This window comes from Allosphingosinicella sp. (assembly GCF_036570505.1).
Classification (GTDB): Bacteria; Pseudomonadota; Alphaproteobacteria; order Sphingomonadales; family Sphingomonadaceae; genus Allosphingosinicella.
Genome location: NZ_DATCYB010000067.1, coordinates 1 through 24,386, shown reverse-complemented (window position 1 = coordinate 24,386; position 24,386 = coordinate 1). Strand labels below are relative to the sequence as shown.

27 protein-coding genes, 1 tRNA gene and 2 pseudogenes are annotated in these 24,386 nt (G+C 66.3%); 9 read left to right on the top strand and 21 right to left on the bottom strand.

The features are described from left to right. Positions 1-143 (top strand): annotated as a pseudogene (locus tag VIR62_RS08630) (acyl-CoA dehydrogenase); the annotation flags it as partial. Positions 144-315: 172 nt separating this feature from the next. Here VIR62_RS08630 and VIR62_RS08625 read toward each other — a convergent pair. The 14 genes and pseudogenes from VIR62_RS08625 to VIR62_RS08560 all read right to left on the bottom strand — a co-directional run bounded on the left by VIR62_RS08625 (position 316) and on the right by VIR62_RS08560 (position 11,906). Next, positions 316-1,508: pseudogene (locus VIR62_RS08625) on the bottom strand (tyrosine-type recombinase/integrase). Positions 1,509-1,669: 161 nt separating this feature from the next. Further along, a tRNA-Phe gene (locus VIR62_RS08620) sits at positions 1,670-1,745 on the bottom strand. A 38-nt stretch (positions 1,746-1,783) separates the two neighbouring features. Continuing rightward, complete coding sequence (gene yacG / locus VIR62_RS08615; RefSeq protein ID WP_431870422.1) at positions 1,784-1,987, bottom strand: DNA gyrase inhibitor YacG; 204 nt, start codon at positions 1,985-1,987, stop codon at positions 1,784-1,786. Further along, positions 1,971-2,963 (bottom strand): ribonuclease, encoded by a 993-nt coding sequence (locus tag VIR62_RS08610; protein ID WP_431870421.1) that lies wholly within the window; start codon positions 2,961-2,963, stop codon positions 1,971-1,973. The genes yacG and VIR62_RS08610 overlap by 17 nt, the downstream gene beginning before the upstream one ends. Next, positions 2,956-3,528: a Maf family protein gene (locus VIR62_RS08605; RefSeq protein WP_431870419.1), complete on the bottom strand. Its 573-nt coding sequence runs from the start codon at positions 3,526-3,528 to the stop codon at positions 2,956-2,958. The genes VIR62_RS08610 and VIR62_RS08605 overlap by 8 nt, the downstream gene beginning before the upstream one ends. Before the next feature lie 16 nt (positions 3,529-3,544). Beyond that, positions 3,545-3,763 (bottom strand): translation initiation factor IF-1, encoded by a 219-nt coding sequence (infA, locus tag VIR62_RS08600; protein ID WP_010162480.1) that lies wholly within the window; start codon positions 3,761-3,763, stop codon positions 3,545-3,547. Between the two features lie 74 nt (positions 3,764-3,837). Next, a complete protein-coding gene (locus VIR62_RS08595; protein WP_431870417.1) occupies positions 3,838-5,100 on the bottom strand; it encodes an adenosylmethionine--8-amino-7-oxononanoate transaminase in 1,263 nt (420 codons plus the stop codon). Continuing rightward, positions 5,097-5,732, bottom strand: a complete 636-nt coding sequence (gene bioD / locus VIR62_RS08590) for a dethiobiotin synthase (protein ID WP_431870415.1) — start codon at positions 5,730-5,732, stop codon at positions 5,097-5,099. Before bioD ends, VIR62_RS08595 begins: the two co-directional genes overlap by 4 nt. Further along, positions 5,729-6,856 (bottom strand): 8-amino-7-oxononanoate synthase, encoded by a 1,128-nt coding sequence (locus VIR62_RS08585; protein ID WP_431870413.1) that lies wholly within the window; start codon positions 6,854-6,856, stop codon positions 5,729-5,731. The genes bioD and VIR62_RS08585 overlap by 4 nt, the downstream gene beginning before the upstream one ends. 94 nt (positions 6,857-6,950) lie before the next feature. Beyond that, positions 6,951-9,080, bottom strand: a complete 2,130-nt coding sequence (locus VIR62_RS08580; RefSeq protein WP_431870412.1) for a sodium-translocating pyrophosphatase — start codon at positions 9,078-9,080, stop codon at positions 6,951-6,953. Between the two features lie 101 nt (positions 9,081-9,181). Beyond that, positions 9,182-10,126, bottom strand: a complete 945-nt coding sequence (gene thiL / locus VIR62_RS08575) for a thiamine-phosphate kinase (protein WP_431870410.1) — start codon at positions 10,124-10,126, stop codon at positions 9,182-9,184. A 108-nt stretch (positions 10,127-10,234) separates the two neighbouring features. After that, complete coding sequence (nusB, locus tag VIR62_RS08570; protein WP_431870408.1) at positions 10,235-10,690, bottom strand: transcription antitermination factor NusB; 456 nt, start codon at positions 10,688-10,690, stop codon at positions 10,235-10,237. A 29-nt stretch (positions 10,691-10,719) separates the two neighbouring features. Then, the gene (locus VIR62_RS08565) at positions 10,720-11,619 is read right to left on the bottom strand and encodes an alpha/beta fold hydrolase (protein ID WP_431870406.1); all 900 of its coding nucleotides are present in this window, start codon (positions 11,617-11,619) and stop codon (positions 10,720-10,722) included. Beyond that, positions 11,616-11,906, bottom strand: coding sequence for a BolA family protein (locus tag VIR62_RS08560; protein ID WP_431870404.1), 291 nt, complete (start codon positions 11,904-11,906; stop codon positions 11,616-11,618). The genes VIR62_RS08565 and VIR62_RS08560 overlap by 4 nt, the downstream gene beginning before the upstream one ends. 35 nt (positions 11,907-11,941) lie before the next feature. On the opposite strand from VIR62_RS08560, the gene VIR62_RS08555 reads away from it, so the two are divergent. The 3 genes from VIR62_RS08555 (at position 11,942) to cobT (ending at position 15,496) form a co-directional block, all read left to right on the top strand. Next, positions 11,942-12,526, top strand: a complete 585-nt coding sequence (locus tag VIR62_RS08555; protein WP_431870402.1) for a J domain-containing protein — start codon at positions 11,942-11,944, stop codon at positions 12,524-12,526. Positions 12,527-12,545: 19 nt separating this feature from the next. Further along, complete coding sequence (gene cobS, locus VIR62_RS08550; protein ID WP_431870400.1) at positions 12,546-13,550, top strand: cobaltochelatase subunit CobS; 1,005 nt, start codon at positions 12,546-12,548, stop codon at positions 13,548-13,550. 122 nt (positions 13,551-13,672) lie between these two features. Continuing rightward, positions 13,673-15,496 (top strand): cobaltochelatase subunit CobT, encoded by a 1,824-nt coding sequence (gene cobT, locus VIR62_RS08545; protein ID WP_431870398.1) that lies wholly within the window; start codon positions 13,673-13,675, stop codon positions 15,494-15,496. A gap of 71 nt (positions 15,497-15,567) precedes the next feature. Here cobT and VIR62_RS08540 read toward each other — a convergent pair whose 3' ends face one another. Beyond that, positions 15,568-15,978 (bottom strand): glycine zipper 2TM domain-containing protein, encoded by a 411-nt coding sequence (locus VIR62_RS08540; RefSeq protein WP_431870397.1) that lies wholly within the window; start codon positions 15,976-15,978, stop codon positions 15,568-15,570. Between the two features lie 147 nt (positions 15,979-16,125). Between VIR62_RS08540 and VIR62_RS08535 the strand changes: the two genes are divergently transcribed. After that, positions 16,126-17,121, top strand: coding sequence for an esterase-like activity of phytase family protein (locus tag VIR62_RS08535; protein WP_431870395.1), 996 nt, complete (start codon positions 16,126-16,128; stop codon positions 17,119-17,121). Between the two features lie 6 nt (positions 17,122-17,127). Here the strand turns inward: VIR62_RS08535 and rpmB are convergent, their stop codons facing one another. Beyond that, positions 17,128-17,418 (bottom strand): 50S ribosomal protein L28, encoded by a 291-nt coding sequence (rpmB, locus tag VIR62_RS08530; protein ID WP_431870394.1) that lies wholly within the window; start codon positions 17,416-17,418, stop codon positions 17,128-17,130. A 200-nt stretch (positions 17,419-17,618) separates the two neighbouring features. Between rpmB and VIR62_RS08525 the strand changes: the two genes are divergently transcribed. Both VIR62_RS08525 and VIR62_RS08520 read left to right on the top strand, forming a co-directional pair. After that, a complete protein-coding gene (locus VIR62_RS08525) occupies positions 17,619-17,897 on the top strand; it encodes a hypothetical protein (protein ID WP_431870392.1) in 279 nt (92 codons plus the stop codon). 111 nt (positions 17,898-18,008) lie between these two features. Beyond that, entirely contained in the window at positions 18,009-18,464 is a 456-nt protein-coding gene (locus tag VIR62_RS08520; protein WP_431870390.1) for a nucleoside deaminase, read from the top strand. Positions 18,465-18,470: 6 nt separating this feature from the next. Here the strand turns inward: VIR62_RS08520 and VIR62_RS08515 are convergent, their stop codons facing one another. Continuing rightward, positions 18,471-18,797, bottom strand: coding sequence for a hypothetical protein (locus tag VIR62_RS08515; RefSeq protein ID WP_431870389.1), 327 nt, complete (start codon positions 18,795-18,797; stop codon positions 18,471-18,473). A 121-nt stretch (positions 18,798-18,918) separates the two neighbouring features. Then, on the bottom strand, positions 18,919-19,596 hold the full coding sequence (locus VIR62_RS08510; protein WP_431870387.1) for an OmpA family protein: 678 nt from the start codon (positions 19,594-19,596) through the stop codon (positions 18,919-18,921). A gap of 140 nt (positions 19,597-19,736) precedes the next feature. Here VIR62_RS08510 and VIR62_RS08505 point away from each other — a divergent pair, with 140 nt between their 5' ends. Beyond that, positions 19,737-21,068: a hemolysin family protein gene (locus VIR62_RS08505; protein ID WP_431870385.1), complete on the top strand. Its 1,332-nt coding sequence runs from the start codon at positions 19,737-19,739 to the stop codon at positions 21,066-21,068. A gap of 29 nt (positions 21,069-21,097) precedes the next feature. Here the strand turns inward: VIR62_RS08505 and VIR62_RS08500 are convergent, their stop codons facing one another. The 3 genes from VIR62_RS08500 to purD are packed head-to-tail and all read right to left on the bottom strand — an operon-like array spanning position 21,098 to position 23,448. Beyond that, positions 21,098-21,649, bottom strand: a complete 552-nt coding sequence (locus tag VIR62_RS08500) for a hypothetical protein (protein ID WP_431870384.1) — start codon at positions 21,647-21,649, stop codon at positions 21,098-21,100. Positions 21,650-21,673: 24 nt separating this feature from the next. Then, positions 21,674-22,108 carry a hypothetical protein gene (locus VIR62_RS08495; protein ID WP_431870382.1) on the bottom strand — a complete coding sequence of 145 codons (435 nt, stop codon included), beginning with the start codon at positions 22,106-22,108 and terminating at the stop codon, positions 21,674-21,676. A 59-nt stretch (positions 22,109-22,167) separates the two neighbouring features. Next, positions 22,168-23,448 carry a phosphoribosylamine--glycine ligase gene (gene purD, locus VIR62_RS08490; RefSeq protein WP_431870381.1) on the bottom strand — a complete coding sequence of 427 codons (1,281 nt, stop codon included), beginning with the start codon at positions 23,446-23,448 and terminating at the stop codon, positions 22,168-22,170. On the opposite strand from purD, the gene xseA reads away from it, so the two are divergent. After that, the coding region (xseA, locus tag VIR62_RS08485; protein ID WP_431870379.1) for an exodeoxyribonuclease VII large subunit at positions 23,447-24,386 on the top strand (940 nt) is incomplete at its 3' end. The genes purD and xseA overlap by 2 nt on opposite strands.

Sequence of the window (24,386 nt, the reverse complement as noted above, 5' to 3'; positions counted from 1 at the left end):
TGCACGGCGGCAACGGCATCAGCGCCGAATTCCAGGTGATGCGCCACGCGGCCAACCTGGAGACGGTCAACACCTATGAGGGCACGCACGACGTCCACGGCCTGATCCTCGGCCGCGCGATCACCGGTATCCCGGCTTTCTGATGACCACGTTCTTCTACTCGATCGTAGAAGTTTGATGAGGCCGGTCTGGCACGGTAGGGGGAGGCAGAAACTTGCAGCTTAAAGTTTTCGCCTCTCCTGGCGGATGTAGCGGCCGAATAGCGATCCCTGGCCCTCTACCGCCCCGGAAATGTCGCCTGCCGTTGGAACGGCCTCATGTCCGTTTCCGCTGCCGCAGCCGTTCCAGATAATCCGACCAGAATTGCATCATGCGAACGCGCTCGCTCCAATGCTCGCCCCGAAGATAGGCGCGCCGAACATCATTGCTCTCCACATGCGCGAGCTGACGCTCGATTGCATCGGGATGCCATTTCCGGCTTTCATTGAGCAGGCTGCTGGCCATCGCCCGGAACCCGTGGCCGGTCATCTCTGTCTTGTCATAGCCAAGCCGACGCAGGGCGGCATTGATGGTGTTGTCCGAGATCGCCCGATCGTTCGACCGCACGCTCGGGAACAACAGCCTTGAGTTCCCGCTGATTGGGCGCAGCTCTTCCAGGAGCGCCAGCACTTGGCGGGATAGCGGGACCTTGTGCGGTAGGCCCATCTTCATCTTCTCGCCCGGAATCGTCCAGACTGCGGCCTTGAGATCAAACTCAGCCCACTCGGCCGAGCGCAGCTCCCCCGGGCGGACGAATACATGTGGCGCCATACGCAGCGCGATTCCGACCGTGGGTTGACCTTCATATTCCTCGATTGCCCGGAGCAACGCGCCGACCTTGGCCGGCTCGATGATGGACGCATAGTGCTTCACCCTGGGAGCGATGAGGGCGCCCTGCAGGTCGACGGTAATGTCTCTCTGGGCACGCCCAGTGGCGATGGCGTATCGGATGACGCTTCCGCAGGTGCTTCGTAGCCGTCGCGCGGTCTCATATCGTCCGCGCACTTCGACCGTTCGAAGGACGGTCAGCAACTCGGGCGCGGTCACTCTCCAATGGGGCGCGGGCCGATGAGGGGTTTTGCGAAATCCAGCAGCCAGCGCAGCTTTTTCAGGGTAGAGGGAGAGCGGCCCTCCGCTTCCAGCTTGCCGAGCCATTCGTCGGCAACGATCTCGAAGGTGTCACCGGCCCCGATGGCACTTACACCGCGTGTCAGCTTCTTATAGGCGGATGGGTTAACGCCCTTGTCGAGGAGCTTGCGGGCATTGGTGCGTTTCTCCCGTGCCTCCTTGAGGGATACCTGGGGGTACACGCCGAGCGCTAAAGTGCCCCGCTTCCCCGCCAGACGGTAGTCCATCCGCCAGTATCGCGCGCCATCCGGCCTCACGAGCAGATAGAGCCCGTGCATGTCGCTGGCCTTGAACGGCTTAGGCCGCGGCTTGAGTCGGCGGATGGCTGCGTCGGTCAGCATGACGGTATCTGCTCCGGTATCGTGATCAGATACCGTCAAGATACCGTCAGAGCAGCTGGCTTTCAACGGATTGGGACGGACAGGTGCCGGCCAGATACCGTCAAAAAAGCTTAGAAATCCGCCGGTTTCCGGACTTCAGTGGACAGCGATGGATGGGGTGATGGTGCCCAGGGGCGGAATCGAACCACCGACACTGCGATTTTCAGTCGCATGCTCTACCAACTGAGCTACCTGGGCGTATCCGGCGGATGCGGAAGACGCGCCTATAATGGCGGCTAGCGTTCGCTGTCCAGTCCATCCGACGCAAAATCCACCGCGCCCTCATCGGCGGGCGGACCGGGCACGCGATAGCCGTCGCCCAGCCAGTTCAGCAGATCGCGGTCGCGGCAGCCCTGGCCACAGAATGGGGCATGATCCACGCTCGGCGGCTTGCCGCAAAGCGGGCAGCCGTCGCGGCGTTTTTTAGATTTGGGAGGCATGGACATGGCCCGCCGATATGGCGAGCCCCGGCTCGGCCCGCAAGGCGACCGTTCCTCCAACCCGCGCGGACAGGGTGTGGAGCCATTCGGGGTTGGCGTCGATCCGCGCGATGACCGGTGGCGCCGCATGAAGGAGCCGCCCGCCCGGTCCTCCTGAACGCTCCGCCCGCCGCAGCAGCGCCCGCGCCGCCGCGCCGACCCGGTCGGCCTGAAGCAGCTCGGGCAGCGAGGCCCGCTCCCGCTTGCGCACGACCTGGAGGAACCCGAAACCGTTGACGGCGGTACGCTCGAAAGGCTGGGGTAGCACGGCGTCGAGCGCCGCGGCCGCCTTCTGCCGGTCCTCCTTCGCGGCAAGGGTCGGAAGGTCGATCCCGATCGAACCGCCTATGCCGAAGCGACGGACCGCCCGCCCCGCCGCCTCGGCGCCCGCCACGGCGAGGGCCACGACATCGAGGGCGCCGTCCACGTCGAACAGGGTCATCGCCGGGGTCAGGCTCATCCGCAGTCCGCCACCCGGAAAGGCGATCTCGCCGCCAATTGCCTCCTCGATCAGCTCCGACCAGCCGGCGTCCTCCAGTGGATCCGCGCCCACCGTCGGGACCATCGTCATCTCACGGCCCGATGCCGCAAGCCTTTCGCGAAGCGATGGTCCGTCCCGCTCGGGACTGTCAGTGGCCCGGGCCTTGGGAAGCTTCGCGCGGCCCTGTTCAGCAAAGCCCTCCCGGACGATCTCGACATGCAGGGTCGCGCCTTCGGTGAACTTCGCCGTCACCGGCTCCAGCAAAGCCTCGCCCCCTCGGAACAGCGTCACGATGGCGCGTCTGCCGGGGATAAGGATCGTCGTCAGGCGACCGGCGGCAATGGTCCCGGCGCGGAGCTCACCGGGAAGCTCTACGATCGCTTCGGCGATGGAGCCGTCTTCGATCAGGGCGGCGCGATTCTCGCCGATCCCAGACTCGTAGAGCCATTCAGCCAAGGTTGTAGCCCGCGGCGCGGAGCAGCGCGCGCGTCTCGTAGAGGGGAAGGCCGACCACGCCCGAATGGCTGCCGGCGAGGGCGCGGACCAGCGCCTCGGCATGGCCCTGGATCGCATAGCCGCCCGCCTTGCCTTGCCATTCGCCGGTGGCGATATAGGCATCGAGCTCGGCGTCGCTGAGACGCTTGAAGGTGACGATGGACGTCGAGAGGCGGTGGCGGGCAACGCCTTTGGCATCGATGAGCGTCACCGCCGAATGGACGCGGTGCCGCCTTCCGGAAAGCAGCGTCAGCGCCCGGCGCGCCTCTCCTTCGTGGGCGGTCTTGGGGAGGATCCTTCGACCCACGGCGACCACCGTGTCGGCGGCGAGGATCAGCGCGTCGACTTCGCGCGCATGCACGGCCGCCGCCTTCTCGGCCGCCATGCGGACGGCATGATGGACGGGCAGATCGCCCTTCTTTGGAATCTCGTCGATCTCGGCCGGGATCACGGCATCGGGCACGACACCGATCCGCTTCAGAAGGTCGAGCCGGCGGGGGCTGGCGGAGGCGAGGACGAGCCGCATGGCGCGGGCGTCCACCTTACTTGAAACGATAGGTAATCCGACCCTTGGTCAGATCATATGGGGTGAGCTCGACGAGCACTTCGTCGCCGACGAGGACGCGGATGCGGTTCTTGCGCATCTTGCCGGCGGTGTGGCCGAGGATCTCATGATCGTTTTCCAGTTTCACGCGGAACATGGCATTGGGCAGCAGCTCGACGACCTGCCCGCGCATTTCCAGAAGTTCTTCCTTGGCCATCCGGTTTTCTTCGTCTCGGGTCAAAAAGGTGGCCGGGCTTTAGCGATTATGATGCGGAAAGAAAAGCGCGCCGATCATCGACTTCCGAACCGGTCACCCGCCTCTTTGATCGCTTCGAACAGACGGTCGAACTGTCCGCCCGTCGTGCAATAAGGCGGCATGACATAGACGATGTTGCCCAGCGGCCGCAGCAGCAGTCCGCGCTCAAGGAAAAGGCTGCGGAGCGCGGGCGCGATGTCGGAGAGATAGCCGGCGTCCCCGGTCTTGATGTCGAGGGCGGCGATTGCCCCGATCTGGCGGCCATTCTCAAAGGCAGGATGCGAGGACAGCGTCCCCATGTGTGTTGCGATCGACTGCGACAGCGAGGCTATGCAGCCGAGCACATCTTCCTCTCGCCAAATGGCGAGATTGGCGCTCGCGGCGGCGCAGGCGATCGGGTTCGCAGTGTAGCTGCTCGAATGGTAGAACATATCGGCGCGGTCGTCCGACCAATACGCCTCGAAAATAGCCTCGCTGGCGAGGGTGGCAGCGAGCGGGAGGGCGCCGCCGGTAAGGCCCTTGGCGACGCACATCAGGTCCGGCGCGGCATCCGCTTGTTCGCAGGCGAACAACGTGCCGGTGCGGCCCCACCCGGTCATCACTTCATCTGCGATCCAGAGGACGCCGTGTCGCCGACAGATCGCTGCCATCTCGGTCACCACCCAGGCCGGATAGATCAGCATCCCGCCGGCGCCGAGAATCAGTGGTTCGGCGATGAAGGCGGCGGGCTTGTCCGCGCTTTGGCAGGCCGCATCGAGCGCGTCGAGGCTCGCCTGTTCGCGGCCTTCGGCCGGAAAGGGAATCGTGCCGACGTCGAAGAGCAGAGGTTCGTAGCGGCGGTTGAATACGCCGCGCTGGCCGACCGACATCGCACCGATCGTGTCCCCGTGATAGCCATGCTCCAACACCAGGATGCGGTGCCGGGGCTCACCGCGTCGGTGCCAGTAGCCGAGCGCCATCTTGAGCGCGACCTCGACCGAGGTGGAGCCGCTATCAGAGAAGAAGACGCGGGTGAGACCTGCGGGTGCGAGCCCCAACAGCCCGCGCGCAACCTCTTCTGCTGGCTCGTGCGTGTGGCCCGCGAAGATCAGTTGGTCGAGCCGCCCCGCCTGTTCGGCGATCGCCGCCGCGATGCGGGGATGGCAATGGCCGTGCGTCGTCACCCACCAGCTCGAAATGCCGTCGATCAAAGTCGAGCCGTCGGCGCAGTGGAGCAGCGCGCCTTCCGCTCGCTCGATGAGGGGAATCGGCTCCTCCAGCCCGTGCTGGGTGAAAGGGTGCCAGATGGGCGAGCTCACAGAAATGCCTTCAGCGGCGCCAGATCGATATGCGTGCGCATCGCGTATCCCAGCGTATCGCGGTCGAGCGGGTCGAGCCACGGCAGGCGGCCCAGCGACGGAACGCCGGCCAGCTTCGGCACGATATGCTCGTTCTCGGCGTGGGGATCGCCGATGAAGACCACACCCAGCACTCGCACGCCGGAGGCCCGAAGGGCCCGTGCCGTCAGCAGGCTGTGGTTGATGCTGCCGAGGCCGGTCCGGGCGCAGACGATGGCCGGCGCGCCCCAGGAGGCGAAAAGGTCGACCATGAGCAGGGCTTCGCTGAGTGGCACCAGCACGCCGCCGGCCCCTTCGACGATGAGCGCGCCGTCGACTTCGGGTAGGGCCAGGTGCTCGGCTTCGATGACCAGTCCCTCCTCCCGCGCGGCGAGATGGGGCGAGGCGGGCAGTCGGAGGCGATAGGCCTCCTCCAGCAGGCGCTCCTTCGGCAGGCCCGATAGCCGCGCCACCGTCGCGCTGTCGGTCTCGGGTTCCACGCCGGCCTGGACGGGCTTCCAGTAATGGCCGTCCAGCAGGCCGGCAAGGCCGGCGGCGAAGACGGTCTTGCCGATGCCGGTATCTGTGCCGGTGATGACGATCGGGCGGGTCATCCCAGCACGGGGGCGAGCGCATCGGCGAGCGCATCGACATCGGCCGCCCCGACATTGAGCGTGAGGGAGATACGCAGCCGCGAGGTCCCTTCGGGCACGGTCGGCGGGCGGATGCCGCGCACGTCGAAGCCGGCCTTGCGGAGGGACGCGGCGGCGGCCATCGTCCTCCGCTCGTCGCCGAGGATGAGCGGGATGATCTGGCTGACCGAGGCCGTCACGCCGAAGCGACCGGCCAACACATCGCCCGCATGGGCGCGCAACCGGTTCAGCCGGACGCGCAGATCGTCGCCCTCGGCGACCCGGTCGAGCGCCGCGCCGACCGCGACCGCCATCAGCGGCGAGGGTGCCGTCGAGAATATGAAGCTTCGCGCCCGGTTGACGAGGAAATCGCGGATGATCCGGGGCGCGCTGACCAGCGCGCCTTCGACGCCCAGGGCCTTGCCGCAAGTGTGGAGGGAGATGACGTTCTCCTGCCCTTCCAGGTGCGCGGCGAGACCCCGGCCGCGGGGACCGAACACGCCAGTGGCGTGGGCTTCGTCGATCAGGAGCCAGGCATCTTCGGTCCGCGCCAGCGCCGCCAGGTCGTCGACCGGGGCGATATCGCCGTCCATGCTGTAGAGTGTTTCGAACGCGATCCACGCCCGCCCGCGCCCGCCCGCGGTCCGCCAGCCGGCGATGGCGTGGGCGAAGTTATCGACATCGTTGTGTGCGGCGAAGACATGGTCCGCCCTTGTGCGGCGCAATCCCTCATGGGCGCTGGCATGGACGAGCGCGTCCGCTACGATGAGGTCGCCCTTCTGCGGAAGCGTGGCGAACAGGGCCATGTTGGCGGCGAAGCCGTTCGCGAAGAACAACGCCGTCTCCGATCCGAAGAAGCGGGCCGCCTTTTCTTCGAGCGCCTCATGTTCGGGTGCGTTGCCGCGTAGCAGGCGCGATCCGCCCGACCCGACCGGAACGCCGAGCGTGATCGCTTCGGCGACGGCCCGGCCGATCTCCGGATCTCCGGCGAGGCCGAGATAGTCGTTCGACGAGAAGTCGCGCCCCGCCCTCGGTTCGAGCCTTCTCAGCCTGCCGGCACGACTCAACGCCGCATGCTGCTCTTCGAAGATGGCGGTTCCCGTCACGGCGGCCCTGATAGCCGCATGCCCGGCCCCTGCAACAGGAAAGGCCCGCCGGGATCGCTCCCGGCGGGCCTTCAAAGGTTCGATCAGCCGAAGATCAGCCGGCGCCGTTCGCGGCCAGGGCCGCGAGCAGGAGCAGGGCGACGATGTTGGTGATCTTGATCATCGGGTTCACGGCGGGGCCGGCGGTGTCCTTGTAGGGATCGCCGACAGTGTCGCCGGTCACGGCCGCCTTGTGGGCTTCCGAGCCCTTGCCGCCGTAATTGCCGTCCTCGATATACTTCTTGGCATTGTCCCAGGCGCCGCCGCCCGAGGTCATCGAGATAGCGACGAACAGGCCGGAGACGATGACGCCGAGGAGGAGGGCGCCGAGAGCGGCAAAGCCTTGCTCGCGCCCGGCGATCGCCGCGATGACGAAATAGACGACGATCGGCGTCAGCACCGGCAGCAGGCTGGGGACGATCATCTCCTTGATCGCCGCCTTGGTGACGAGGTCGACCGTGCGGGCGTAATCGGGCCGCGACGTGCCATCCATGATGCCGCTGTTGCTGCGGAACTGCTCGCGGACGTCGAGCACCACATTGCCGGCCGCGCGGCCGACCGCGGTCATGCCCATCGCGCCGAACAGGTAAGGGAGCAGCGCGCCGAGCAGCAGGCCGACGACCACGTACGGGTTCGAGAGCGAGAAATCGACGCCGGCCGGGCCGATGCCGAGTTCGACCGCGTAGCGGTCGAGGTCGGTCGTATAGGCGCCGAACAGCACGAGTGCGCCGAGCGCCGCCGAGCCGATCGCATAGCCCTTGGTCACCGCCTTGGTGGTGTTGCCGACGGCGTCGAGCGCGTCGGTGCGGCCGCGGACCTCGTCCTCCATTCCCGCCATTTCGGCGATGCCACCGGCATTGTCGGTGACGGGGCCGTAGGCGTCGAGCGCGACGACCATGCCGGCCAGCGCCAGCATCGCAGTGGCCGCGAAGGCGATGCCGATGAGGCCGGCGAACTGGTAGCTGACGATGATGCCGACGCAGATCACGATCGTGGGCATCGCGGTCGACTCGAGGCTGACGGCGAGGCCCTGGATGACGTTGGTGCCATGGCCGGTCTCGGACGACTTGGCGATCGAACGGACCGGGCGATAGTTGGTGCCGGTATAATATTCGGTGATCCAGACGAGCATCCCGGTGACACCGAGGCCGACCATCATGCAGTAGAACAGATCCATGCCGGTATAGGTTTCGGTGGTTTTTCCAATCGCGCCGATTGCCGCGTTCATATCGCCGAGCGTCTGCGTCGTGACATAATAAAGGGCGGGCACGGAGAGGATCGCCGTCGTCCAGAAGCCCTTGTAGAGCGCGCCCATGATCGACTGCTTGGCGCCGAGGCGCACGAAATAGGTGCCGATGATCGAGGTCAGGATGCAGACGCCGCCGATGATGAGCGGAAGGCTCATCAGGCTGGTGAGCTGCTCCGTCGTCCCCGCGACGAGCAAAGCGATCAGCACCATGGTGGCGCCGACGGTGACGACATACGTTTCGAACAGGTCGGCGGCCATGCCGGCGCAGTCGCCGACGTTGTCGCCGACATTGTCCGCGATGACGGCGGGATTGCGGGGGTCGTCCTCCGGGATTCCGGCCTCGACCTTGCCGACCAAGTCGGCGCCGACGTCGGCGGCCTTGGTGAAGATGCCGCCGCCCAAGCGCGCGAAGATGGAGATGAGCGAGGCGCCGAAAGCGAGCGCGACGAGCGCCTCGATCACTTCACGATCGGTCGGGCCGTGGCCGATGCCCTCGACGAGCACGTAGAAGAAGATCGAGATGGCGAGGAGCGCCAGGCCCGCGACCAGCATGCCGGTGATAGCGCCGGCGCGGAAGGCGACGGTGAGGCCTTTCTGCAGGCTGCTTCGTGCCGCTTCCGCCGTGCGGACGTTGGCACGCACCGAGATGTTCATGCCGATATAGCCGGCCGCGCCCGAAAGTACCGAACCCAGCACGAAGCCGATGGCGGAGGTTGCCCCAAGGAAAAGGAAGACCAGCACGGCCACTACGGCGCCGACGATGGCGATGGTGGTGTATTGCCGCCCCAGATAGGCCTTGGCGCCTTCCTGGATGGCGCCGGCGATGTTGATCATCTTCTCGCTGCCGGCCGAGGCGGCGAGCACCTGGCGGCTGGTAATGATGCCGTAGAGCACCGCGGCGAGGCCGCAGGCAATGGCGATAAGCACGACATTCATGAAACGTCCTTCCCCTGAAAATCCCCGGGCAGGGTAGACCCCCTATGGCGGACGCGCCCGGATATGGCCGAGGTCTTAGGGACAAGACCCCGTGGTTTCAACTAGCTGAAATGTTCATAGCCGAGACGTTTCGGCAACTGCACTTCTTGCCCGCCGTCGAACAGCCGAATCCCGGAGCCCGGATCGAACCGCCCTACCCGGCTCAGGGGAATCCCGATGCCCTCGGCCAATGCCAGAAGTTCAGGCGCCCGGCCCTTATCGGCCGCGAATAGCAGTTCGTAATCGTCGCCGGCGGTTGTCGCGAACATCCGGGCGCCGCGATCTTCGCCCAGCATTTCCATGAACGCCGCCGACAATGGCACGTCGCCCAGCTCGATCTTGAGGGCGAGGGCGCTGGCGTCCGCGATTCGCGAGGCGTCGACCAAGAGGCCGTCCGACACGTCCATCATCGCGCTGACGAGGGGAGCCAGCGCGATGCCGAGCTCGACGCGAGGGCGAGGCTGGCGATAGCGCTCGACAAGTTCGGGCGGGCCGCTTTCGCCCTTGAGGATGCGCAGCCCCGCCCCGGCGTCGCCGATCGACCCGCTTAGCCACAGTTGGTCGCCGGGCCGGGCTCCGGCGCGAGAGGGGGCCCGTTCGGCGGTTCCGATGGCGGTCAGTCCCAGCATGCGCGGCGCGCCTTTGGGCACGGACACGGTGTCCCCGCCCAGTAGCGCCAAGTCGAACGCAGCCAGCGCCAGCCGGAGTCCATCGACAAAAGCCCTGTCCCACTCATCCTCTCCGGCGAGCGAAAAGCCGAGCAGCACGCCCAACGGCCGGGCGCCCTTGGCGGCGAGATCCGACAGATTCACGGCGACCAGTTTCCAGGCGACGTCGCCGGGCGGATCGTCGGCGAGGAAATGGACGCCTTCCACGATCATGTCATGGGAGAGGACGAGGTTCGTGCCGCCGATCTCCAGCACCGCCGCGTCGTCGAGGAGTCCGCGCGCGGCGGGATCGGTCGCGAGGCCACGCAGGGCGGCGACGAAAGCGGATTCAGTGGTCACGGGCTCTCTTATAGACAGCCGTTCGTCCCGAGCGAAGTCGACGGGCGGATGTGATGAGTCCGTGCCAGCGCTCCTCGACTAGGCTTGGGACGCACGGGTTCTGCGGGGTTAGCGTCGGACGTCCTTGGCCACCGCATCTAGCAGGCCGTTGACGAACGAGGCCTCGCGCTTGTCGTAGAAGGCCTTGGCGACATCGACATATTCAGAGATGACACTGCCGGTGGGCACGTCGATGCGGGCGACCAGTTCATAGGCGCCGGCGCGCAGGATCTGGCGCATCGGCTTGTCGAGCCGATCGAGCGACCAGCCCTTGGCGAGCTTGCCGGCGATGATGCCGTCGAGTTCCGCCGAGCGGGCATGGACGCCGCTCACGATATCGTCGAAGAAATCGACCTCCGCGTCCGCATATTCGACATCCTCGATCGTCGCGCCGAGGCGGTGATGGTGGAATTCGTGGAGCAGGGTCGGGAGCGGAGTCTTCTCCATCTCTTGCTGGTAAAGCGCCTGCACGGCGGCGAGCCGCGCGGCGGAACGCGATTTCGAGCGGGCGGGTGTGTCGGACATCGGCGGGGCCATAGCCAAAGCCGAGGGCCCTAGTCGAGCGGAGTCTCGGCGAGGAAGTCGCGGATGGCCGACGTCACGGCCTCCGGCTTCTCCCAGGGGATGAAGTGGCCGGCATCCTCGACCGGGGTGAGGCGGAGATCATCGACAAGGTCATGCAGGCCGCCTAACTGCACGCGGAGCAGGGCCTTGTCCTTCATACCCCATAGGACAAGCACCGGCATCGACAGGCGCGGGAAGGGCGCCCTGGTCCAGGGCGGCGGCTCCGCCTCGACGCCCACCGCCGGCACCTCGATTTTCGAGGCCCGATACCAGTTCAGCATCGCCGTCAGCGCGCCGGGCCGGGACCAGTCGTCCAAATAGGCCTTCTTCTCCTCGTCCGGGATCGCGGAAAGGTCGACATGGCCGCCGAAGCTCTTCTCGAAGAAGGTTTCCAGCCCCATCGCCTCGATCATCTTTTCCATCCCGGGGCTTCTAAAGGCGCGCATATATTGAGAGGCGGCGCGCTGCGCCTCGTCCTCGATCACGGTCTTCTGGAAGACGAGCGGATGCGGCGCGTTGGCGATCACCAGCCGCTTGACGCGCGAAGGGTGGGTCAGCGCCGCCAGCCAGGCTACTGCCCCGCCCCAGTCGTGGCCGACGAGCGTGAAGCTCTCGATCCCGAGCGCGTCAGCGAGCGCCATAAGATCGGCGACGACCCTGTCGGTCCGATACGCGTCCACCCCCTCCGGCTTGTCCGAGGCGCCGAATCCCCGCTGATCGGGCGCGACGACGAAATGGTCGCAGGCGAGATCGGCTAGCTGATGCCGCCATGTGCGGTGCGATTCGGGAAATCCGTGGAGAAAGAAGATAGGCTCGCCCTCGCCGCCCAGCCGCACGTTCAGGCTGACGCCTGTGCTAAGCGCGATCCGCTCGTCGCGAAGGCGGCTCACCCGATCTCCGAGGGCGCCACCGCCTTGATCGCCAGCGCGTGCACCCGATCTTCGAGCAAGGGCGCGAGGGCCCGGTTCACCGCCCGCTGCCGTGCCACGCGATTCTCGCCTTCGAAGGCTGGGGAGACGATCTCCACGGTGAAATGGCTTTCACCGCGCGGGTCGTGGCCGGCATGGCCGCGGTGCTGCTCGCTGTCGTCGCGGACGAGAAGATGCGTCGGGCCGAGGGCGTCGGTGAGGCGTCTGGTGATCTCGGCCGCCACGGGGCCGGTTAAAGGCTCGCTCATTTCGCTTATATAGGGGGTTTCGGAAGGAGCGTAAGTTGGCGAGTTCGGGCAAGCGGCAGAGCCGATTCCACGGCCGCATCGAAGGGCGCGAACAGCCCTGCGCCCATCCCGGCTGCGCCGAGCCGGGCGAGTTCCGCGCGCCGGCCGGCCGGGGACCGAATTTCGACGGGCCAGGCGACTGGCGATTTCTCTGTCTCGACCATGTCCGGGAGTTCAATATCGGCTACAATTATTTCGAAGGGATGAGCCCGGAGGAGATAGAGGAGGCGCAGACGCCCTATGGCGGATGGGAACGACAGACCCGCGCCTTTTCCACCAACGGCTCGCCGCCGCCCCGATGGGCCGATTTCGTCGATCCGCTCGACGCCATCGGCGCCCGGTTCCGGCCGGTCGAGGCCAACCGCAAGGATGGACGGCCGCTCAGTGAAGCCGACCGCAAGTCGCTGCGCGTGCTCGGTCTTGGAACCGATGCCGACCGCAACGCACTGAGGCGACGCTATGCCGAGCTCGTCCGCCGCTACCATCCCGACCGCAATGGCGGCGACCGCGGACACGAGAAATCATTGCAGGCGGTGATCGAGGCTTATACGCAGCTCAAATCGCGACCCGCCTTCGCCTGACCCTTTTTGGACAAACCCCATGGCCGAGATTCCCAACGTGAACCCCGACAGCCGCGCCGCGACGGTGATGGAAGCGCCCGACAAGATGGTGAGGGTGCGCGAGCTGTTCGGAATCGACAGCGACATGGAGGTGCCGGCCTTTTCCGAAGCGGACGAGCGCGTGCCGGATCTCGATCCGGCCTATGTCTTCGATCCGGACACGACGCTCGCCATCTGCGCGGGCTTCGGCAAGAACCGCCGGGTGATGGTGCAGGGCTATCACGGCACCGGCAAGTCGACCCATATCGAGCAGGTGGCGGCACGCTTGAACTGGCCGCTGATCCGCATCAATCTCGACGCCCATATCAGTCGGATCGACCTGATCGGCCGCGACGCGATCGTGCTTCGCGACGGGCAACAGGTGACCGAGTTTCAGGAAGGGCTGCTCCCCTGGGCGTTGCAGACCCCGACCGGCCTCGTCTTCGACGAATATGACGCCGGCCGCCCAGACGTGATGTTCGTCATCCAGCGCGTGCTGGAGACGGAGGGCAAGCTGACCCTGCTCGACCAGAACCGGGTGATCCGCCCCAACCCCTGGTTCCGCCTCTTCGCCACCACCAATACGGTGGGGCTCGGCGACACGACCGGCCTCTATCACGGCACCCAGCAGATCAACCAGGCGCAGATGGACCGCTGGAACATCGTCGTGACGTTGAACTACCTGCCGGCCGAGACGGAGGCGCGGATCGTCCTCGCCAAGTCCGGCGAGTACGACCACGAGGGCGGGCGGCAGGAGGTCGAACGGATGATCAAGGTCGCCGACCTCACGCGCCAAGGCTTCATCAATGGCGACATCTCGACCGTGATGAGCCCGCGCACCGTCATCACCTGGGCGCAGAACGCGCTCATCTTCGGCGACCTCGGCTTTGCCTTCCGCCTCTCCTTCCTCAACCGCTGCGACGAGGCGGAGCGGCCGCTCATCGCCGAATATTATCAGCGCGTATTCGGCAAGGACCTGCCCGAAAGCGTGGTGGGCCGGGCGTGATCAGCACATGCGAACGCTCAAGATAGCTGTCGCAGTGATATTCCAGGTTCCTCTGTTGTATTTCCCGTTCCTGTTAGCCGGGGCTATCTACCTCGGTAGCGGATTGGGGATTTGAGAGCCGAATGGCCGATCAGAACCCTCTCGAAGTCTTTCGCCAGGTCCTGACCGGAGCCTCGCGCGCCATCGCGCGGGAGGCCGAGTTGGAGCTGAGCTTCACCGCCGACGTGCCGATGGCGGCGGGTAAGGCGGTGAAGGTGCCGATGCCGGGACGGACACTTCCTGAGCGCGAGGTGGCGGAGGCGCGGGGCCATGCAGACGCGGCGGCGCTGAAGCTTCGCTATCACAACGCTGTGCTTCATGCGCGCCATGCGCCGGCCGACGAGACGGCGCGGGCGGTGTTCAACGCGGCCGAGCAAGCGCGGGTGGAGGCGCTGGGCGCACGGGCTATGGAGGGAGTGCGCGCGAACCTCACCCGCGCCGTCGAAATGCGGATGCGCACCGATCCGATCACTCGGGCGAGGAGCCGCGAGGAGGTTCCGCTGTCGACCGCCGTGTCGCTGATGGTGCGCGAACGGCTGACCGGCGAGGCGCCGCCCGAAGTGGCGCGCGAGGGGCTCAAGCTCGTCTCCGATTGGATAGAGGAGAAGGCGGGCTCCGATCTCGACGCGCTCGGTCTCGCGCTCGACGACCAGGCGGCGTTCGCGGCGCTGACGAGCAAGCTGCTTCGAGACCTCGAGCTGGTGGAGGGCGACCTCGATGCCGAGCATGAGCCCGAGGAAGGCGAGGAGGGCGAAGGCGAGGACCAGGACGAGGGCGAGTCGGACGAGGACAGCGACGACGATGCCGGCGGCGGCGAAGGCGAGGCCGACATGCGCGTCGAGCAGGGCGAAGCCGGCGAGGAGGAGAGCGAAGGCGATTATTCAGAGGAGATGGCCGAGGGCGACGAAGGCCTCGGCGAAGAAGGCATGGAGGGCGTGCTTCCTGCCCGCCCGAATCGGCCGCTCTCCCATCTTCCGCCGCACTTCGACTATCGGATATTCACCGACCGCTTCGACGAGATCGTGGAAGCAACCGAGCTTTGCGACGAAGAGGAATTGGGGCGGCTGCGCTCGTATCTGGACCAGCAGCTCGTTCATCTCCAGGGCGCCGTCACCAAGCTCGCCAATCGGCTGCAGCGGCGGCTGATGGCGCAGCAGTCGCGCAGCTGGGATTTCGACCAGGAGGAAGGGTTGCTTGACGCGGCGAGGCTGGCGCGCGTAATCGTCAATCCCGTCCATTCGCTGTCCTACAAGATCGAGAAGGACACGGATTTCCGCGACACGGTCGTCACCTTGCTGATCGACAATTCGGGATCGATGCGGGGGCGGCCGATCTCGATCGCGGCGATTTCGGCCGACATTCTCGCGCGCACGCTCGAGCGGTGCGGCGTCAAGGTCGAGATACTGGGCTTCACCACCCGGGCCTGGAAGGGCGGGCAGGCGCGCGAACGCTGGCTGTCGGAAGGGCGGCCGCCGCATCCGGGGCGCCTCAACGATCTCAGGCACATCATCTATAAGAAGGCCGACGAGCCCTGGCGGCGCGCCCGCAAGAATCTAGGGTTGATGATGCGCGAGGGGCTCCTCAAGGAAAATATCGATGGCGAGGCTTTGCTCTGGGCGCACAACCGCTTGATCGCCCGGGTCGAGGAGCGGCGTATCCTGATGGTGATTTCCGACGGCGCCCCGGTCGACGATTCGACCCTGTCGGTGAACAGCGGTACTTATCTGGAGCGGCATCTGCGCCAGGTCATCGCCTGGATCGAGAATCGGTCGACCGTTGAACTAGTCGCCATCGGCATCGGCCACGACGTGACCCGTTATTATCAAAAGGCGGTGACGATCATGGACGCCGAGCAGCTCGGTGGAACCATGATCGAGCAGCTGGCGGGATTGTTCGACACGCCATAAAGTTGGGGCCCGGCGCGATCTCTCGCACCGGGCCCCGCCCTCGTTACGCGACTCGAGGGATAGGTTAAGCCTTAGCAATCACGATCGATGGCGCGTCCGGCGAGGGCGCCCGCGGCGCCGCCGACGATGGTGCCGACAGTGCGGTCACCGCGTCCGGCCACTTCGCGACCGAGGAGACCACCGGCGATGGCGCCGAGGATGGTTCCGGTCGTGCCCTTGTCGCGGCAATAACGCTGGCCATAATGCCGACGATTGTAGCGGCGATCGGCACGACGCTGCTGACGGTGGTAGCGCCGTTCGGCCCGACGATCATAGCGGTCGTAGCGATCATAGCGATCATAGCGGTCGTAGCGATCATAGCCTGCTTCATAGTGGTTGGCGCCGTAATAGCCGGGCGAATAATATTGCGCTTCGGCGGCGGCGGGCAGCGCGGTCATGGCGGCGACGGCGGCGGCGGCGCTGAGGGTGATTTTCTTGAACATACTCTTTACTCCTTCGGGTCGACTTCCGTCGGCGTCGGCGGGGCACCAAAGCCTTTCCCCTTCGTCGACTTGGCCTCCTTATCCACTGATTCGCTTGAGCCGCCCCTGAATGCCCCCGTCAGCCGCCGTTCATGGATATTAACGGGTGTGGCCCGCCGCCGGCCGCGCTATCAGGCGGCGATGCGTTTCCTGTTGGCACTCGCCGCCCTCCCCCTGCTGACGACCTTCGCGCCGTACGCCTTGTACAAGGAGCCAGTGCTGCCGCCCCAGCCGAAGGCTCGCCTCGTGCCGGTGCCGCTCGACGAGGGCGACCCGGCACGGCGGTTGGGCGGCCTTCTCTTCCTCGGCGGCTGGGCGATCGAAAGCAACGATCCCCGTTTCGGAGGCATTTCAGCCATGCATGTCGAGGGTGACCAGGTACTTGCGCTCAGCGACGCAGGCTCTCTGATCCATCTCGCCCTTCCGGCCACCGGGCCTGCCCAGGTGGCGATCCGATCCCTGCCGGACGGGCCGGGATCAGCCTCCAGCAAGTTCGATCGGGACGTCGAAGCGATGACCGTCCATGGCGGCCATGCCTGGCTCGCCTTCGAGGGTCGAAACGCAATCTGGCGTTACAACCGCGGCGACTGGTTGAGCGATGCCGCGTTCCAGCCGCCGGCGATGCGGGACTGGCCCGGCAATGACGGTGGCGAGGCCATGCTGCGCCTGGCGGACGGCCGCTTCCTGGTATTTTCGGAAGGGAGAAGGCGGGCGGACGGTTCGAGCGAGGCGCTGCTCTTCGACGGCGACCCCGCGCACGCCGATACCACGACCTTCACGCTCGGCTACCGGGCGCCGGAGGGATATCGAATCACCGACGCGGCGCGCCTTCCCGACGGACGCATCCTCTACCTCAACCGCCGTGCCTCGATTCTGGAGGGATTCTCGGCGAAATTGACGGTCGGCAACGGGAGCGATTTCGAAGCCGGAGACATCCTGACCGGTCGCGAGATCGCCCATTTCAAGGCGCCGGTCACGGTCGACAATTTCGAAGCGTTGAGCGTCGACCTGGAAGACGGGCGAACCGTCGTCTGGATCGCGTCCGACGACAATTTCAGCGCGCTGCAGCGAACCTTGCTGCTCAAGTTCGCGCTGGCGGAATGACGCGAATCAGGCGGCCTCGGCCGACTTCTTCTCGATCTCGCGTTTCAGGCGTCGGGCCTTGAGGCTCAATTTCTCGTCCGAGGTCTTGGCGAGCCAGTTGTCGAGACCGCCGACATGCTCGACCGAGCGCAGACCGCTCATCGACACGCGCAGCTTCACGCCGCGCTCCAGCGCGTCCGACATCAAGGTCACGTTCTGCAGGTTGGGCAGAAAGGTGCGCTTGGTCTTGTTGTTGGCGTGGGAAACGTTGTGACCCACCAGCCGGCCCTTGCCGGTCAGCTCGCAAATGCGCGACATCTTACATCTCGTCCTGGAGTTGGGGACCATGTGTCCCCGGAAAGGGGGCGCGGATAGCCTTAGCCGCCGCTTTCGTCAACCACTCAGTCCTTTGACGCGAACCGCCTGCCGTGCAAGATCGTTGCGGAACTGCAACCGATCGCCACAAGCTGCGTTGTGGGTTCCGAAGCTGTTTGGGGCTCAGATGGAGGAACGCTATAATGTCACGCAAGATTCTCGCTATTCTCGCCATCATCGTCGTGGTGGTGATCATCCTGTTCGCGACCGGATTCTGGGACGTCCAGCAGACCGAAGAGGGCGCCCTACCCGAAGTCGACGTCAGCGCCGAGGGCGGCGAATTGCCCGCGTTTGACGTCGATTCGAAGGAAGTCGTCGTCGGCACGACCGAGACCAATGTCGAGGTTCCCACGGTCGAGACCGAGGAAACCCAGATCGATGTCCCGGTCGTCGGGGTTCAGGACGACGAAAACGAGCAATAAGCCCGTTCTGGAGGCCACATCGACGGTCTCCTCTTATCGATCGGTCAACCGTCCCGGACTGTGGTCCGGGACGGTTATCGCATTCTCCGGCCGACGGCGCTAACGATCGGCATGGCCTTCCCGCTTCCGGACCCGATGCGGCTCGCGCTCGACCGGGCGCATGAGGCGGCGCTTACCGGCGAAGTGCCGGTCGGCGCTGTGGTGACGCGCGAGGGTGAAGTCGTCGCCGTCGCCGGCAACGCGATGCGCGACCGTCATGATCCCACCGCCCATGCCGAAATGGTGGCGCTGCGCGAGGCGGCGCGGGCGCTGGGCACGTCACGCCTCGACGATTGCGATCTATGGGTGACGCTCGAGCCTTGCGCCATGTGCGCCGGCGCGATCGCGCTGGCCCGGATCGCCCGCCTTTATTTCGCGGCGCCCGACCCCAAGGGCGGCGCCGTCTTTCATGGCCCCCGCCTTTTCGGTCAGCCCACCTGCCACCACGCGCCGGACGTCTATCCCGGCATCGGCGAGGAAGAAGCGGCGGCGATGCTGCGGCGCTTCTTCCAGGAACGCCGCGGATAGGGCGCGTTAGAGGCGGCCGAGCCTGCTTCCCAGATTGCGGCCTCGCCGTGCGAGCAGGAACAGCATCGCGGGCCAGAACAGTGTGTTCAGCACGTCGACCAGAGAGCCCCACAGCGGCCAGGGTTCTGGGCCTATATAATCCACGACCTCGTTGGCGACGGCGAAAAAGGCGACGGCCGCCAGCGGCCAGGGCGAACGCATGCGGCGCTTCAGCAGCAAGGCGGTGATGACGAAAATGAGCAGCCCGAAGTGGACGTGAAGCAGTCCCTCCTGGGCGCCCGTATATTCGGAGAGCCATGACTTCAGCGCCGAATATTCCCTGACAATTTCCACTTTACGACCTCCCAGGCTCGCTCTTGGGACGCGGCGTGGCCGAGGTCAAATCGTGGCATCGCAGATGCCGGAGCGCCCGGATGTCCGGGCGCTCCGTCTCGTCCGTATGCGGAGGGTGGGATCAGCCGCCCGTGTTCTCGATGGGAACGATCCGAATCTCGACGCGGCGGTTGGCGGCGCGGCCTTGTTCGGTGTCGTTAGAAGCGATCGGCTGGCTCTCGCCGAAGCCCTGCGTCGCGATGCGAGCTGCGGCGACGCCGCGCGCGGAGAGGTAATTGGCGACCGACTGCGCCCGGTTCTGCGACAGCGTCATGTTATAGGCGTCGGTGCCGACCGAATCGGTATGGCCATAGACGTCGATATAGGTGGACGGATAAGCGGACAGCGTGCGCGCGACCTCGTTCAACGTATCTTGGAACTGGGGCTGGATGTCGTAGCGGTCGAAGGCGAAGGTGATCGCCGAGGGCATGTTCAGGATGATCTCGTCACCTTGGCGAACCACCTCGACGCCGGTGCCGGCCGTGCGTTCGCGAAGCTCGCGTTCCTGCTTGTCCATGTAGGCGCCGACCGCGCCGCCGGCGATCGCGCCGATGCCCGCGCCGACAATCCTCTCGGTCCGGTCCCGTCGGCCGCCGATCAGGTCGCCCGCGAAATAGCCGCCGACTGCGCCGATCGCGCCGCCTATGGCAGCCTTCGAAATCTTGCGCTCGCCAGTCACCGGGTCGGTGACGCAGGCGCTTGTGGTAGCCATCAGCGCCGCCGCGAAGGCAACGCCCGTGATACGCTTGGAAACAGACATACTCATTCCTTTCCCATATGGGGCTTGAAACGTTGGACAAACCGATCGCCCGCTCGGCTTGTTCCACGCCCGCACTGAACGGCACCAGACGAAGAGGTTGCCGCTCCGAAAGATTCGCGGCTAAGAGGAGCGCCGCAGCCATGTCGCCCGCACCCCCCCTCACGCCCTTTCCCTGGTTCGACGTCGTCATCATCTTGTTGCTGGTGACCTTGAACGGCGTCTTCGCCATGTCCGAGCTGGCAATCGTTTCTTCGCGAAAGCCGCGGCTGAAGGCGATGGCGAAGGCCGGACGGCGCGGCGCCCAGACGGCGCTCGACCTCGCCGCGGATCCGGGCCGATTCCTGTCGGCGGTGCAGATCGGGATCACCCTTATCGGCATCGTCGCCGGCGCCTATTCGGGCGCGAGCCTTGGCGGGCCCACCGCTGAAAGACTGGCGATGCTGGGCATCGAGCCTGAGACAGCAGAGACGCTTGGCTTCGGCATCGTCATCCTGCTCACGACCTATGCTTCGCTCGTCGTCGGCGAGCTCGTGCCCAAGCAATTCGCGCTTCGCTCGCCGGAGCCCATCGCCGCCAAGATCGCGCGCCCGATGCTCTGGCTTTCGCGCCTGACCGCCCCCTTCGTCTGGGTGCTCGACCGTACCAGCGCGCTTATCTTCCACCTGCTGGGCCTGCGCCGCGAAGCCTCGAGCAAGGTCACGGCCGAGGAGCTGAACCTCGTCGTCGCCGAAGCGCATAGCGCGGGCGTGCTGGAAGAGAGCGAGCGGGCGATCATCACCGGGGTGGTGCGGCTCGCCGACCGGCCGACGCGCGAGGTGATGACGCCCCGCACCGACGTCGATTGGATCGACGCCGACGCCGATGCAGAGACGATCCGCAAGTGCCTGCTGGAAACGCCGCACAGCCGTCTGCCGGTCGCCGAAGGCTCGGTCGACCGCCTGATCGGCATCGTTCAGGCGGGCGACATCGTCCGCGCCTTCATCGAGGGGCGTCCGCTCGACCTCAAGGCGCTGATGCGCGAGGCCCCGGTCGTGCCCGACCAGATGGATGCGATGAACACCTTGTCCGTGCTCCGCGGCGCCGACGTGCCGATGGCGTTCGTCCATGACGAATATGGTCATTTCGAAGGTCTGGTAACTCCCGCCGACCTGCTTTCGGCGCTGGCCGGAGTCTTCGCCTCGGACGTCGATATCGATACCGAGCCGCCGCTCGTCGAGCGCGACGACGGCAGCTGGTGGGTGTCGGGATCGCTCTCCGCCGATGCGCTCGCCGACACGCTGGGCTTCGGCCTTCCGGCGGATCGCGACTATGCCACGGCGGCGGGCTTCGCCCTGTCGGTGCTGAAGCACCTGCCGGAGGTCGGCGAGCGCTTCAGCTATCGCGGCTGGCAGTTCGAGATCGTCGATCTCGACGGCCGCAAGATCGACAAGCTCCTCGCTTCGGAAATCGTCAGGAAGCGGCGCGGCGGCTAGCCGCTGCATCCGTTGGAGGTGGAGCGAGTTCAGCCCAGGCTGCCGAACTTCGCCTCGAAACCGTCCTTGTCGCCGCGGGCGAGATAGCTCGCCTGCTCGACCACCCGGTCGCGGGTGAGGCGGCCCTTGAACGGCCCGAGCCTGTCTTCGAGGATCGCCACTTCGTTGGGGCTGAGTCGCGCGATCTGGTCGAAGCGGATGATGCCGTTCTCGTTGAGCTTGGTCGCCAATTTGGGACCGACACCCTTCAGCAGCTGCAGATTGTCGGGCGGGCCGCTGGCGCCGGGAAGCTGGCCGTGGACTTCCACGCCCAATATCTGTCCGGCGACGTCGGTCGTCGCCGCCGCGCCCTGGTCGACGAGGCTGTTGCCCTCCGGACCATCTGCGCGTCGCGTGGTCGGTTTCGGTATCGGCGTCTTGGGTTGCGCCACGGGCGGCGCTTCGCTGGTTTCGCTGGGGCGGTGGGAATCGCCGATCGTCCGGGTGTCGGATTTCCGCCCGAACGCCCACCAGGCGATGACGACGCCGATCACGAGGGCGATGATGATGGGGACCAGATAGGCTTCGAACACACTCGTCATGGCGGGTCTCATTCCTTCGCTAGTTCAGTCGAGAAAACTTTCCTTCTTCGGCCGGCCGAAAAAGAGCCGCCCGAGACCCAGTCCGATGAGATAGGCGACGACCATCGCCAGCACGGCCTCGAGGATCAATGGAGTGCCGGTGGCGATATCGCCCTCGTCCGCCCATTGCACGTCCGAAACGCCTTCGGTTTCGCGGACAATATCGTTGAGCCCTTTGAGCTCGCCCTGTCCCTCGCGCTGGAATTGGTCGGCCGGGCCCGAGAGCGTGGCGGTGCGTGACATCGGATCGCGCCCCAGCCGCACCACGATCCCGGGCAGGTCGGTTTCGGCGATTGCGCGCTGTGCCGCGCCCTGGACGCGGTCGATGAACGCCGCCCCATTGCCGAGCGGGCCGTGATAGACCCAGCCCATCAGCAGCACCGCCCCCAGTCCGAACAGCAATTTGGCGGTAGGCGACACGCTTCTTCCTCCCCTGCCCGATCCGGCTCGGTCGACTATCCCCCGGACCCGCCCCGGGTTCAAGAGGCGCCGAGCCTTTCGACTTCGCGCCATCCGATGTCGTGCCGGAAGAAGCCCGTCGGAAAATCGATCGCCTCGACCGCGGCATAGGCGGCCTGCCGGGCGTCCCGAACATCCTTGCCTTTCGCGGTCACGGACAGGACTCGCCCGCCGCAAGCGACCAGTTCATCCCCCAGGCCGGAGGTGCCGGCCTGGAAGACCGTGGCGCCCGTGGCTTCCGCACTATCGATACCGGCGATGCGTCCGCCCTTCTCGGGCGTGCCGGGATAGCCGTTGGCGGCCATCACGATGGTGAGCGCCGTTTCGTTCGAAAAGCGCGGGGTGGCGATCTCGCCCAGCCGGCCGCGAGCGATGGCGTACATGATCTCCAGAAGGTCGCTCTCCAGCCGCATCATCAGCACCTGGCATTCGGGATCTCCGAAGCGGGCATTATATTCGATGAGGCCCGGCCCCTCGGCGGTGAGCATCAGCCCCGCATAGAGGACGCCGGAATAGGGCGTGCCGTCCTCCGCCATGGCGCGGATCGTGGGACGTATGATCTCGTCCATCACCCGCGCCTCCAGCTCCGGCGTCAGGATGGAGGCGGGGCTGTAGGCGCCCATGCCGCCGGTGTTGGGGCCGGTGTCGCCGTCGCCGACGCGCTTGTGATCCTGGGCGGAGCCGAAGGGCAGGACGGTCGTGCCGTCGGTGATCGCGAAGAAGCTCGCTTCCTCGCCGGTCAGGAACTGCTCGATCACCACCTCGGCGCCGGCGCCGCCGAAGCCGCCCTCGAACATCATGTCGAGCGCCCACTGGGCCTCCTCCGCCGTCTCGGCGATGATCACGCCCTTGCCGGCGGCGAGACCGTCCGCCTTGATCACGACCGGCAGGCCGAAATCGCCCAGCGCCGCCTCCGCGGCCGCGAGGTCGGAGACGCGGACGTAACGCGCCGTTGGGATGTTGTGGCGGGCACACAGATCCTTGGTGAAGCCCTTGGACCCTTCGAGTTGGGCCGGAATCCTGTTCGGCCCGAAGACGCAAAAGCCCATGGTGCGAAGATTGTCGGCGAGGCCGTCGACCAGCGGCGCCTCCGGCCCGATGACGATCAGCTCGACCGAGTTCTTGAGGCAAAAATCGACCGTGCCGCGATGATCCGCAGGGTCTATATCGACGATCCGGGCGTGCCGCGCGATGCCCGGATTGCCGGGCGCCGCGAACAGCTTGCCGAGCTTCGGTGATTGCGCGAGCTTCCACGCCAGCGCATGCTCGCGCGCGCCGGAGCCGATAAGCAGGACATTCATGGACGATTTCCCTAACGATGATGGCGGCCTGTTAGCAACCGAGGCGCCCGGGGACAACGCGCCGGCGCTTTCCGTCTCGGAGCTGTCGATGGCGCTGAAGCGCGCGGTCGAAAACGCCTTCGGTCACGTCCGCGTGCGGGGCGAGATTTCGGGGTGGAAGCGGGCGGCGTCCGGCCATTGCTACCTGACCCTGAAGGATGAAAGCGCCTGCATCGACGGCGTCATCTGGAAGGGGCAGGCGGGCGCACTCCGTTTCAGGCCCGAGGACGGGATCGAGGTCATCGCGACCGGTCGCCTCACGACCTATCCGGGCCGCTCGCGCTACCAGATCGTCATCGACCGGCTGGAACTGGCCGGCCAGGGCGCGCTGATGGCGCTGCTCGACAAGCGGCGTCGGGCGCTGGAAGCGGAGGGGCTGTTCGCTGCGCAGCGCAAGAAGGCGCTGCCGTTCCTGCCGCGTACCATCGGCGTCGTCACCTCGCCGACCGGCGCCGTCATCCGCGATATCCTCCACCGTCTCGACGACCGCTGCCCCAGTCACGTCATCGTCTGGCCGGTGCCGGTGCAGGGCGAAGGTTCGGCCGCCCAGATCGCGGCAGCGATCCGCGGGTTCGACGGGCTCTCGCCAACGGGACCGGTTCCCCGGCCCGATCTCATGATCGTCGCGCGCGGCGGCGGCTCGATCGAGGATCTGTGGGCGTTCAACGAGGAGGAAGTCGTTCGCGCCGTCGCCGGCGCGTCGATCCCGATCATATCCGCCGTCGGCCACGAGACGGACACGTCGCTCTGCGACTTCGCCGCCGACGTGCGAGCGCCGACTCCCACCGCCGCCGCCGAGATCGCCGTCCCGGTTCGCTCCGAGCTCCTGGCCCAGATCGGCCAGCTCGGCCTTAGCGCCGCGCGCTCGGCCGAGCGGACCCGCGAACGCGCCGCCGAAC